This window comes from Clostridioides sp. LIBA-6822, from assembly GCF_056688955.1.
In genome coordinates this window covers 2,203,671-2,215,850 of sequence record NZ_CP196995.1, presented here as the reverse complement: position 1 = coordinate 2,215,850, position 12,180 = coordinate 2,203,671, and the positions used below count along the sequence as shown (strand labels likewise).

At 28.2% G+C, this 12,180-nt stretch carries 13 protein-coding genes; all 13 read left to right on the top strand.

What is annotated here, in order from left to right; all coding sequences use genetic code 11:
• The first annotated feature begins 166 nt into the window (after positions 1–166).
• The 13 genes from ACTG48_RS10665 (at position 167) to ACTG48_RS10605 (ending at position 12,175) form a co-directional block, all read left to right on the top strand.
• The gene (locus ACTG48_RS10665; protein WP_479916836.1) at positions 167–493 is read left to right on the top strand and encodes a VRR-NUC domain-containing protein; all 327 of its coding nucleotides are present in this window, start codon (positions 167–169) and stop codon (positions 491–493) included.
• A complete protein-coding gene (locus tag ACTG48_RS10660) occupies positions 442–1,812 on the top strand; it encodes an SNF2-related protein (RefSeq protein ID WP_479916835.1) in 1,371 nt (456 codons plus the stop codon). Before ACTG48_RS10665 ends, ACTG48_RS10660 begins: the two co-directional genes overlap by 52 nt.
• A 23-nt stretch (positions 1,813–1,835) precedes the next feature.
• A complete protein-coding gene (locus ACTG48_RS10655; RefSeq protein WP_021384803.1) occupies positions 1,836–1,973 on the top strand; it encodes a hypothetical protein in 138 nt (45 codons plus the stop codon).
• Complete coding sequence (locus tag ACTG48_RS10650; protein ID WP_479916834.1) at positions 1,966–2,445, top strand: hypothetical protein; 480 nt, start codon at positions 1,966–1,968, stop codon at positions 2,443–2,445. The genes ACTG48_RS10655 and ACTG48_RS10650 overlap by 8 nt, the downstream gene beginning before the upstream one ends.
• Before the next feature lie 137 nt (positions 2,446–2,582).
• Positions 2,583–2,852 (top strand): hypothetical protein, encoded by a 270-nt coding sequence (locus tag ACTG48_RS10645; RefSeq protein WP_479916833.1) that lies wholly within the window; start codon positions 2,583–2,585, stop codon positions 2,850–2,852.
• A 130-nt stretch (positions 2,853–2,982) separates the two neighbouring features.
• Positions 2,983–4,923: an NACHT domain-containing protein gene (locus ACTG48_RS10640; RefSeq protein WP_479916832.1), complete on the top strand. Its 1,941-nt coding sequence runs from the start codon at positions 2,983–2,985 to the stop codon at positions 4,921–4,923.
• Between the two features lie 57 nt (positions 4,924–4,980).
• Entirely contained in the window at positions 4,981–5,682 is a 702-nt protein-coding gene (gene terS / locus ACTG48_RS10635; RefSeq protein ID WP_479916831.1) for a phage terminase small subunit, read from the top strand.
• A complete protein-coding gene (locus ACTG48_RS10630) occupies positions 5,675–7,000 on the top strand; it encodes a phage terminase large subunit (RefSeq protein ID WP_479916830.1) in 1,326 nt (441 codons plus the stop codon). The genes terS and ACTG48_RS10630 overlap by 8 nt, the downstream gene beginning before the upstream one ends.
• 4 nt (positions 7,001–7,004) lie before the next feature.
• Entirely contained in the window at positions 7,005–8,510 is a 1,506-nt protein-coding gene (locus ACTG48_RS10625) for a hypothetical protein (protein ID WP_479916829.1), read from the top strand.
• Positions 8,511–10,154 carry a phage minor capsid protein gene (locus ACTG48_RS10620; RefSeq protein ID WP_479916828.1) on the top strand — a complete coding sequence of 548 codons (1,644 nt, stop codon included), beginning with the start codon at positions 8,511–8,513 and terminating at the stop codon, positions 10,152–10,154.
• A gap of 4 nt (positions 10,155–10,158) precedes the next feature.
• Positions 10,159–10,473: a hypothetical protein gene (locus tag ACTG48_RS10615; RefSeq protein WP_054270437.1), complete on the top strand. Its 315-nt coding sequence runs from the start codon at positions 10,159–10,161 to the stop codon at positions 10,471–10,473.
• A gap of 124 nt (positions 10,474–10,597) precedes the next feature.
• Positions 10,598–11,194, top strand: a complete 597-nt coding sequence (locus tag ACTG48_RS10610) for a phage scaffolding protein (RefSeq protein ID WP_479916827.1) — start codon at positions 10,598–10,600, stop codon at positions 11,192–11,194.
• A 21-nt stretch (positions 11,195–11,215) separates the two neighbouring features.
• Positions 11,216–12,175, top strand: coding sequence for a major capsid protein (locus ACTG48_RS10605; RefSeq protein ID WP_479916826.1), 960 nt, complete (start codon positions 11,216–11,218; stop codon positions 12,173–12,175).
• The last annotated feature ends 5 nt before the right edge of the window (positions 12,176–12,180 follow it).

Below are 12,180 nucleotides of genomic sequence, written 5' to 3'. Positions count from 1 at the left end.
AGAGTTATAATACTACTGTCACCAATGTCACCAAAAAATATATATAAAGTAGTAAAAGTAATATTAGGCATATATGTATATATATGAGTATGCCTAATACGTATATATGTATATATATAGAAATTGTGGTGACACTGGTGACACCTAGATTTAAGGAAGTGATATTTTGCTAGAATTACAAATAGAAAAAAGACTTAAAAAAGAGATTGAGTTGTTAGGTGGAAAAGCTATGAAATTTATTTCACCAGGGGAAGCAGGTGTGCCAGATAGGATTGTCTTATTACCAGAAGGGCATGTTATATTTGTAGAGCTTAAAGCACCAGGTAAAAAACCAAGGAAGCTTCAACAGTATAAAATGCGAGAATTAAGAGAGTTAGGATTTAAAGTTAAGTGTGTAAGTACATTAAAAGAGATAGAGGATTTTATCAAGGAGGTTAAGGGATGGAATTTAAACCACATCCATACCAAGAATATACAATTAGAAAAACTATAGATAATAATAATATAGGTTTACTATTGGATATGGGATTAGGCAAAACAGTCTGTACTTTAACAGCTATAAATGAATTAATGTATGATTACTTTGAGATATCAAAAGTTTTAGTTATAGCACCTCTAAGAGTTGCAAGAGATACCTGGAGTAGTGAAGTGAAAAAATGGGAGCATCTAAAGCTTTTGAAAGTGTCTAAAGTCCTTGGTAGTAAATCAGATAGAGTGAAAGCTTTAAGTACAGATTCAGATATTTATATAATAAATAGAGAAATGGTGTCCTGGATAGTAGATTTTTATAAAAGAAAATGGCCATTTGATATGGTTGTGATAGACGAACTTAGTTCTTTTAAATCAAATAAAGCACAACGATTTAAAAGTTTAAAGAAAGTATTGCCTTTAACTAAAAGAGTAGTTGGGCTTACTGGTACACCAACACCAAATAGTTTAATAGACTTATGGCCACAGATGTACTTACTTGATAGAGGTAAAAGACTGGGTAAAACTATTACAGGATATAAAGAACGATATTTTGAACCAGGACAAAAAAATTATCAAACAGGAGCTATATATAATTGGCAGCCTAGAGATGGAGCAGAAAAAGCAATACATAATAAAATAAAAGATATTTGTATAAGCTTAAAAGCAGAAGATTATTTGAATATGCCTAGAAAAATAGAAAATAAAATTGAAATACATCTTGATAGTAAAATACTTAAATATTACAAAGAACTAGAAAGAGAGAAAATATTAGAATTAGATAAAGATATAATAACTGCTTCATCAGCAGCTGTAGTAGCAAATAAACTTTTACAATTAGCTAATGGAGCAATTTATGATAATGATAAAAATGTAAAGGAACTTCATAGAGAAAAATTAGAAGCCCTAAAAGAAATTATAGATGTTTCAAATGGGAAATCTATTATAGTTTTTTATAATTATAAACATGATTATAGACGTTTGATGAAAGAGTTTAAGAGTTTAAAACCAAGAACAATAGAAAACTCAAAAGATATACAAGATTGGAATAATGGCAAAATACAATTATTACTTTGTCATCCAGCAAGTACAGGACATGGACTTAATTTACAATCAGGTGGAAGTATAATTGTTTGGTTTGGATTAACTTGGAGCTTAGAACTGTACCAACAAGCTAATGCAAGGCTTTATAGACAAGGTCAAAGGGAAACTGTTATTATCAATCATCTAATCTGTAAAGGTACAATAGATGAACAAGTAATGGAGGCTCTAGAGAATAAAGATAAAGAACAAAGTGCATTACTTGAAGCAGTAAAAGCTAAGTTAAAAGAATATAGGGAGTGAGAATATGAAAGTAAAAAGAAAAGATGGAACTTATAAGCCCAGGTAAAATAGTAATATGTCTTTATTGTGGAAAAAGATTTTATAAATTAGATAACTCTAAAGTCATATATTGTAGTAGAAGATGTTCAAGGAGAGCAAGAGGGAGTGGTTTAAGTGGATAAAGAAAGTATAAAAGAAATTGTAAGAGAATTAAGAAAAGAAGAAAAAGAAAATAAAAAAAGAGAAGTCTTTCATAATACTAAGCTTTTATTAAAGCATTATAATGATTTAACAAGTCATATTGCGAATTCTATTAGTGATATTGAAGATATTAAAAGTGATTATGATGATTTACTATGTCTAGATACAGAAGATTTATATATATTAAGCATTAAAAGAAGTAAAGCAAAAACCTTAATTATGTTGGCACATATAGATATGGCATTAGAAACTTTAAAAGCAACACAAAATAAATTGCAATCCTTAGAAAAATACAAAGCTTTAGATTTATATTTTTTTAAAGAAAAAACGTATGAGGATATAGCAGAACTTTTACATTGTGGAGTAGCAACAGTAAGACGTTGGGTAAATGAAATGGTTAAAGAACTTGGAATATACCTGTTTGGAGTAGATGGCCTAAAAATAAAACTGTGATAAAATGATGATATTTTATTGTTATTTTATATAAGCTATAATGATAGTATGAAACAAGTGTATAATATATCCCCTTGAAAAAGACTAAGTTACCCCCGACTTAGTCTTTTTATATTTAAAACAAAGGAGAATAAAAAATGGATATTATTAATCTAGAGGAAATCTTTTGTAGAGCAAAGTTGTTAGATAAAAAATATATAAGTTTAAAAATAAATATAACAGAATACCCAAGTGAAGAAATAATAATTATTCAAAATACAAACTTCGAAAGTAAACTTAGATATTATAAAGAAATATATGATTATAAATTAAATCATAAATATGTAGAGGGTATAAAAATAATAGATTGTACATATGGAAATGATTTTAAAGAGATAGAGCTATCTTTAAATAAAAACGTAGATTAATTTTTAATAGAAAATAAAGGAAGCAATGTTGGGGGAACTAGCAGTATTCAGAATTATTTTGTAGTTGCAGAATGATTGTTGAAGGATATTGACCTTTAAAGTTGAATTTTATACTTTGGAGGGGATAAATATGGAAGCAGAATTATATGCACAAGCGATTATTGTAGCAAGAAATGTTGTGAAAGCAACTGAGGCAGATGAAATTATAAAAAATTTAGTAAAAAAATTTTTAAGTAATAAAGTAGAAGAAGTACTTGGAAAACAAAGGAGTAAAAAAGAATTAAAATCGATAGAAAATAAATTTAATGAATATATGAAAAGAAGTTATAAAAATTATATTTACATGAATACTATAGTATTTAGAAATCAACAAAAAACAATTGATGATTTATATATACCATTAAAAGTATCAAAGAATAATGTCTTTAACTTTTCTTATCAAGATGATGAACCTTACATTTTAATTAATAGCTATAAAGATGATTTCTTGCCAAAGTACAAAAAGGTTTTGTTAATAGATCAAGCAGGTATGGGAAAATCAACTATAGCTAAATATTTATATTTAAGTTCAATAAATGAGTCTAAAGGAATACCTATATTAATAGAATTAAGAAGATTATCACAAGAAAAAGATATAATAGATTTTATAATGGGTGAAATTAATGGAATAAGTGAACACTTTGATAGAGAAGGTGTTTTAAAATTAATTGAAAGAGGAGATTTTATATTTTTCTTTGATGGTTATGATGAAATAAATAAAGAATATAAAACACAAGTCACTGAAAAACTACAAAATTTTGTTGATAAAGCTGGAAATAATACTTTTTTAATGACATCAAGAGAAGAAGATGAACTTCTATCTTTTGGTAATTTTCAAAGTTTTTATATATGTCCATTAAAAAAAGAAGAGTCATATAATTTAATTAGAAAATATAATGAAGAAATTTCAAAATTATTAATTAATAAAATTGAAGAAGATAAAAATTTTGAAATAATTAAAGAGTTTTTGGAAAATCCTTTGATGATTTCTTTGTTATGTGAATCTTTCAAATACAAACAATCAATTCCTCATAAAAAAGATGCTTTTTATAGACAAGTTTATGATACACTATTTGAAAAACATGATTACTCAAAAAGAGCTGGATATTATAGAGAAAAGAAGAGTGGTTTAAATTTAGAAGAATTCCATAAAATATTAAGAACTATTGGATTTATAACATTAACTAAAGGTGTTAGTTATTCTAAAGAAGAGCTTATTAATATAATCTACAACTCAAAAAGAAAAAATATAGAACTTAAATTTAATGAAAATGACTTAGTTTATGATTTGATTCATAATGTTCCGATTTTTGTTAAAGATGAAATCAATTATAAATGGTCTCATAAGTCTTTTCAAGAATACTTTGCAGCAAGTTATATTTGCTATGACTCAAATGAAAAATCTACTTTATTGAGGGCAATATCTGAGGACAATAAAATAAATAAATATTATAATGTTTTAGATTTTTGTTATGATATAGATTATAAAAGTTTTATGCAAAATGTAATACTTCCAACAATAGAGGATTTAGATAAATTCTTCTGTGAAGAATATAATGACAGTATATATAATGATTTTGATTCATATGAATTGTCATTAGAAAGAACTATACTATTTGACCATGAGAAAATATATATGTTTCCTATAGAAAAAAACAGTAGTTCTAATAGTGGAGTTTTTGATGGATTACTTTTAGTAACAGGAGTTAGAAGAGAACGAATAATAAAATTGTTAAAACTATTGAAAAGAAAAGATTCTAATATTGTTTGTAGTATAAGAGATATTTCTTTTCTTGATAACAAATTAATAGATAATATTAGTAGTGGTTTTTATAGCTTTGAAGATAATTTTTATAATGAATTAAATAAGAAAGAAAATTTAAACCTTTATAATTCAAGTTTAAATAAATATTTACCATACTTATTTATAAAATCAGAAACTGCTATTCTTAATTATGAAGAGTGTATTAAGATTAAAGGAGAATTAGAAAAAGAGATTGAAGAAGAAAAAAATGATATAGATTTTTTATAAGAGCTCTAACTAGAGTTCTTTTTTATTCCCAAAACGATAAATAAACGAGGTGGTGGTGTGCAAGATGTGAAAGAAAAGGTAAAGCAAGATTACCTAAAAGGTATTAAGCAGAAGGAAATATCAGCAAAGTATGACATTAGTTTAAACACTTTAAAATCATGGATTAAGAGATACAATTGGGTTAGTGAAAAAAAGAAGAGTGCATCTAAAAGCAAAAAGGGTGCACCCATAGGTAATAAAAATGCTACTGGACCTCCTGGAAATAAGAATGCTGAAAAGTTTGGTTTCTTCTCAAAATACTTGCCCAAAGAAACTCAAGAGTTGATACAAGAAATATCTATAAAAGATAAATTTGATATTCTTTGGGAGCAGATAACAATTCAATATGCAGCAATAATAAGAGCACAAAAGATAATGTATGTTAAAGATAAGGAAGAAATGATAAAGGAAGTTAAAAAAGAAAAAACAACAGAATCTGGAGAAGAAATACAATATGAATTTCAATTTTCATGGGATAGACAAGCTTCTTTTCTTAATGCTCAGAGTAGAGCTATGAATGAACTTAGAAGTCTTATAAAGCAGTATGATAGTATGATTCATAAAGATTGGAATTTAGCAACAGAAGAACAAAAACAAAGAATTGAAATATTAAAATCTAAAATACCAAATAAAGATGCTATTAATATCAATTCACACATAACAGCTCTTGCAGATTTGATAAATAATCCAGTAGAAGAAAGGATTATAGAAAATGATTAAGTATTCTCCCCTAACAAAAAGACAAACAGAGTATATAAAAAAAAGTAAAGATAGTTGGTTAAATGTTTTAGAGGGTGGGAAAAGAGCTGGTAAGAATATTATAAATTTGATAGCTTATTCTATGTGTTTAGAGGTTCATCCAGATAAATTACATTTAGTAGCAGGTGTTTCATTAGGAGCTGCTAAGATGAACATTATAGATAGTAATGGTTTTGGTTTGCAATATCTATTTGAAGGTAGATGTAGAGAAGGTGAATATAAAAATAGAGACGCATTATATATTCAAACTTTAACTGGAGAGAAGATTATCATTATTGCAGGTGGAGGAAAAGCAAATGATGCAGCAAGAATAAAAGGGAACTCATATGGAACAGTCTATATATCAGAAGTAAATGAGTGTCACCAATCATTTGTACAAGAAGTTTTTGATAGAACACTAGCAAGTAGCAAAAGACAGTTATTCTTTGATTTAAATCCATTTTCACCAAGTCATTGGTTTTATAGAGATATATTAGATTATCAGGATGAATTGAAAAATAGTGGAGAGAATGAGGGATATAATTATTCACATTTCACTATAAAAGATAATTTAAGCATAAGTAATAATGTATTAAAAGAAGTTTTAAGAACCTATGATAAAACATCACTTTGGTATCAAGCTGATATATTAGGGAGAAGAGTAGCAGCAACAGGAAGAATATATACTGGATATAAAAAGAGTGAAGTTGTTATAGATAGAAACTATATAAAAGATAATAATATAACATTTATTGAATTTAGTATAGGCATAGATATTGGTGGTACAGATGCAACTGTAGCAACTCTAACAGGTTTTACTAAAGGCTATAATGAGATTATAGAGTTAGATGGATATTATCATAAACAAGGGAAAAATCACGGTTATACACATGACAAGTATGCAAAAGAAATAGTCGATAAGATTGAGGAGTGGTCAGATACCTATCCTCATTTTTTATTTTCTACCTATATATTCTGTGAAAGTGCAGATAAGTTATTTAGACAAGCTCTAAGTAATGAATTGAAACGAAGAGGTATAAATATCCAAGTAACACCAAGCTACAAAAAAGATGGGATAGTAGACAGAATAAGGCTTGTAAATATACTAATAAATCAAGGTAGATATAAGATTATGAAACATTTAAATAAATGGATAGAAGCTATTGAAAATGCAATATGGGATGATGATGAAAAATCAAAGGGAAATTGGGTTCGTGTTGATGATGGAAGCTATCCTGTTGATTGCTTAGATAGTTCAGAGTATTCAATACAACCATTTAAAAAGAGATTGGAGGTTTAAGAATGTGGGGTGGTTAAAAGATATGGCTACTAAAACAGCTATAAAGTTACTTAATATACAACCAGCTATTGATAGGGAAATTACAATAAAAGAGCCATTAGGGTTTAATGGGAATATAATGAAGAATAGAATTTGGTATAGAGGAGAACCCTCTGAATTAGACCAATTTTTTAAAAAGACTGCCAATGATTTAGTAAGTAAGTCTAGATTCTGGGCAGCTGTACCTAGTTCTGATTTTAATGTTAGAAAAGTACATTCAGGAATTCCTGCTATGATTGCTGAAAGATTGGCAGATATAGTTGTAGCTGATATGGATAAAATAGAACTTGATACAGAAGAATTGACTAATTTATGGACTGATATAAGTAAAGATAATCATTTTAATAAGCTTATTGGAGAATCTATTATTGAAACTTTAGTAACTGGAGATGGAGCTTTTAAAATAACAGTAGATACAGATATAACTACTAATCCAATTATAGAGTATTATAGTGGCGAAAGAGTAGAGTATAAATTTAAAAGAGGTAGATTGTCTGAAGTACATTTTCTTACAGACTATTCAAAAGATAATTCAACATACACTTTAATTGAGATATTTGGAAAAGGATATATAATAAATAAATTGACTAATAGTAGAGGTCAAGAAGTTCCATTAAATACTTTAGATGAAACTATAGAGTTAAAAGATATCACCTATGAAGGTGATTTTTTAATGTCTGTACCTATGATGTTTTTTAAATCACCTAAATGGCTAGGTAGAGGGAAAAGTATATTTGATAGTAAGTCAGATAGCTTTGATGCTTTAGATGAAACTATAAGTCAATGGGTAGATGCTATTAGAGATGGAAGAGTTAAACAATATATACCAGAAAGTTTACTTCCTAAAAATCCAGTAACAGGAGAAATTATTAAATCCAATTCATTTGATAATAAATATATAGCTATAGCATCTAGTTTAGCTGAAGATTCTCAAAATACAATAGAAATTCAGCAGCCATCAATTAATTATGAAGCATATGTAAATACCTATGCAAGTAATATAGATATGTGTTTACAAGGTATTATATCACCTGCCACTCTTGGTATTGATTTGAAGAAAACGGATAGTGCAGAATCACAAAGAGAAAAAGAAAAAACGACTCTATATACTAGAGGTAAAATAATAGATGTTTTAAATGAAGTTATACCAGAGATAGTATCAACTGTACTTAAAGCTAATGATTTATTGTATGAAAGAGCTATAGGAGAATATACTCCAGTTATAAGTTTTGGTGAATACTCAACACCGAGTTTTGATACAGTAGTTGAGACAGTAGGTAAAGCTAAAAGTTATGGAATAATGAGCACAGAAATGGCTGTAGATGAACTCTATGGTGATACTATGAGTGATGAAAAGAAAGCAGAAGAAGTTCTTAGGATAAAAGAAGAAAATGGACTAATGGATATAGAAGAACCAGCAACTAATATAGATGGAATGAATGATGATGTAGTTAATGAGGATGTGGTCTAGTTGGCTTTAAATCCTTATGATATATCATCTATTTATAATGATATGGAACTTGATTTAGTGAAGTCAATGAAACGAAACATGAAACTACATGAGTCAGAAGAATTAAAAGAAGGTTTTAAGTGGGAACAATGGCAGAAAACTAAATTAAGAGAAATAAAGAAATTTCAAAAGAGAAATAAAGGTATAATAAAAGATTATCAAAAGATAATTGATGGAGAAACAGATAAGTTACTAAAATCTAGTTTTAAAAATGGTTCTAAAAGGTCAGAAAATTTTATTAGTAAGACACTAAATAAGGTAGGTTCTAAAGTTAAAAATATGTTTGAACCTAAAGAAAAAAGCTTTTTTAAAATAAATGAAGATAAAGTTTTTAGTCTTATTAAATCTGTTAAAGGTGATTTACATAATGCAAATCATGCTGCACTTAGAAAAATGGATGATGTCTATAGACAAACAATATTCAAATCTCAAATGTATGTAAATAATGGGGCTATGACAGTAAATCAAGCAGTAGATATGGCTACTAAAGATTTTTTAGACAAAGGAATAAATTGTATTACATATAAAAATGGCAGAAAAGTAAATATATCTAGTTATGCAGAAATGAGTATAAGAACAGCTAATCAGCGTGTAACACTAATGGGCGAAGGTATAAAAAGAGATGAGTATGGAGTACATACAGTTATAACATCAAATCATACAAATACTTGTCCACTATGTTTACCTTGGCAAGGAAGAGTATTAATTGATGATGTATATAGTAAAGGAAATTCAAAAGAAGGAAGATATCCTTTATTAAGTGAAGCTATGGCTATAGGTTTTTTGCATCCAAATTGTAGACATCATCCAACTACATTTTTTCCTGGAATTAATGAAATTCCTAAACCTTTGGCAGAAGAAGAAAAACAAGATGCTCTTGATAGATATAATGCTGAACAGAAGCAAAGAGAAATTGAAAGAAATATAAGAAAGTGGAAAAGAATAGAGGAAGGAAGCACTGATTTAAATAATATAGCAAAAGCAAGTAATAACCTACATAAGTATGAACTGGAAATGTCTAACCATTTAAATGAATACAGTTATCTTAGAAGAGATAATTGGAGAGAAAAAATAAGAAAAGATGAAGTAGAAAGATTTAAAAATGAGTTGAAAAATGGCGAATACTTAAAAATACCAGAATCAACACTTGAACATTCAACAAAAGGAGATTTCACTAATCCTAAAAACCCTAAAAAAGTAAAACCTGGTGAAATAAAATTAAAAAATGGTGGACATAGTGAGGAGAATATTAAACTATTAAAAGAAAAGGGGATAGAGTATAATATATCTAAAGAATACGATAATGGGGTAAGAGTTGGTAATATTCCTACTCATAAGCGTCTCGAGAAAAGAAAAGATATAAATCAATCATGGTTTCCTAGTGACTGGACAAATGAAGATATAAAGAAAGCCGGGTTATATGTTGCTAATATAAAAGATAAAAATAAATATATATTAGAATATTTTAAGACTGATGGAAAAACATTTGCGATATATAAATATGCTAATTTTGATGATGTAACAGTATGTGTTTGTTATGATGTCAATAAAGACAAAATAACAACAATATTTCCAGATAAGAATCAAAGGTTATTGAGGAGATGATTAAATGATTGATAGGGATAAAGTTGAATTTATGATAAAGTATACAAAATGGCATGCTGATTGTGGAGGAGATGCTCCTAGTGAATGGTGGGATGAATTTCCTAAAATGTTTACTAAAAATGTAAAAGAAACAATAAAGTTTTTGGATGATTGTAATGAAGAAGAGATTTATTGGTTAAGTGAAATTTTTGAAGAAATATCAAGTGGGCTACAAAGTAAAGAATTTATAGATTTTATTAAGAGGTTACAAAAAAAGTTTCCTAACATAGATATGGGGCTAAGTATTCATTGGGCAGAGCAAGCTATACAAGAAGATTAAGCACATACTTAAAGCTAAGTAGGTGCTTTTTTTATCGCCATTTTGTTGTTTTGGGCGTTAACTATAAACTCATCACTGGGCAAGACCAGGTTAAAAAATGAAGATGAAAAGGGAGAAAGATAAAATGAATAAAGAACAATTTATTGCATTAGGATTAACAGAAGAACTTGCTAAAAAGGCAGAATCAGAATCGCTTTCAGAACTTAAAAATTACATACCTAAAACAAGATTTGATGAAGTAAATACAGCTAAAAAACAACTTGAAAATGATATAAAAGATAGAGATAAACAATTAGAAGATTTAAAAATAAATAGTGGCAATTCAGAAGAATTAAAAAAGCAAATTGAAACACTACAAGAAGAAAATAAAAATAAGGATATTAAATATCAAGAAGAATTACATGATTTAAAACTTAGTAATGCCATTAAGTTATCAATATCAGGTAAAGTTCATGATGAAGAGTTAGCAGCAGGTTTATTTGATAAATCAAAATTAATTTTGGGTGATGATGGAAAAGTTGCTGGAATAGAAGAACAACTAAAAGCTATTCAAGAATCAAAGAAATTTTTATTTAAAGAAGAAAAACAAAGTAATCCTAAGTCAGGTTTTAAATTTGGTAGTGGTGGAGGGAGTAATATAGATAACTCTAATCAACCAAGTAAATTGAGTATGAAAGATGCTATACAAGCAAAAATACAGTCTCAAATGGCTAAAGAGTAATTTTAAAGGAGGAGAATAAATATGGCAATTACATTAGAAGAAGCTAGTAAAAATGTACAAGATGATTTACAAATAGGTGTTATAGATGAATTTAGAAAGTCAAACTGGATTTTAGATAACTTAACATTTGATGATGCTGTTTCACCAACAGGGGGAGGGTCTACACTTACTTATTCTTATACAAGACTTAAAACTCAGCCAACAGCAGCATTTAGAGAAATAAACAAAGAATATATACCACATGAAGTAACTAAAGAAAGACATTCTGTTGATTTAAAAGTATTTGGAGGCAGTTACCAAATAGATAGAGTCATAGCTAATATGGGTGGTATTGTATCAGAAGTGGAGCTTCAACAAGCACAAAAAATAAAGGCAGCTCAAGCACTTTTTAATGATACATTTATAAATGGTGATAGTGCAGTAGATTCAAAAGCATTTGATGGTTTAGAGAAAGCTCTAGCTGGAAGTTCGACAGAATATAATTTAGGTGATAGTTCAATAGACTTATCTACTTCACAAGCTATTACAACAAATTATATGGCATTTTTAGATATGTTGGATGAGTTTTTAACTGGTCTAGATGGAACTCCATCATTTATAGCAGGAAATACTAAATTGATATCTAAGTTAAGAGCATGTGCAAGAAGAGCAAGTATGTACCAAACACAATTAAATAGTTTTAGCCAACAAATAGAATCATACGGAAATGTACCATTTGTTGATTTAGGAGCAAAGCCTGGTACAAATGATGATGTAGTAGGTACAGATACCACAAAAGGAACAACATCATTATATGTTGCAAGACTTGGTTTAGACGGATTGCATGGAGTATCAATGGCAGGTGTATCACCTGTACAAACATGGTTGCCAGATTTCACTACTTCTGGTGCAGTAAAAACAGGAGAAGTTGAAATGAGTGCAGCAATAGCTTTAAAAGCATCAAAAGCAGCTGGAGTTTTTAGAAATATAAAAGTTAAATAGGGAGG

What these genes read in the sequence shown, in the direction of transcription:
- ACTG48_RS10655 (WP_021384803.1), top strand. Translation starts at nt 1,836, where the DNA reads ATGGAACTTATAAGCCCAGGTAAAATAGTAATATGTCTTTATTGTGGA.
- ACTG48_RS10630 (WP_479916830.1), top strand. Translation starts at nt 5,675, where the DNA reads ATGATTAAGTATTCTCCCCTAACAAAAAGACAAACAGAGTATATAAAA.
- ACTG48_RS10645 (WP_479916833.1), top strand. Translation starts at nt 2,583, where the DNA reads ATGGATATTATTAATCTAGAGGAAATCTTTTGTAGAGCAAAGTTGTTA.
- ACTG48_RS10605 (WP_479916826.1), top strand. Translation starts at nt 11,216, where the DNA reads ATGGCAATTACATTAGAAGAAGCTAGTAAAAATGTACAAGATGATTTA.
- ACTG48_RS10610 (WP_479916827.1), top strand. Translation starts at nt 10,598, where the DNA reads ATGAATAAAGAACAATTTATTGCATTAGGATTAACAGAAGAACTTGCT.
- ACTG48_RS10615 (WP_054270437.1), top strand. Translation starts at nt 10,159, where the DNA reads ATGATTGATAGGGATAAAGTTGAATTTATGATAAAGTATACAAAATGG.
- ACTG48_RS10660 (WP_479916835.1), top strand. Translation starts at nt 442, where the DNA reads ATGGAATTTAAACCACATCCATACCAAGAATATACAATTAGAAAAACT.
- ACTG48_RS10640 (WP_479916832.1), top strand. Translation starts at nt 2,983, where the DNA reads ATGGAAGCAGAATTATATGCACAAGCGATTATTGTAGCAAGAAATGTT.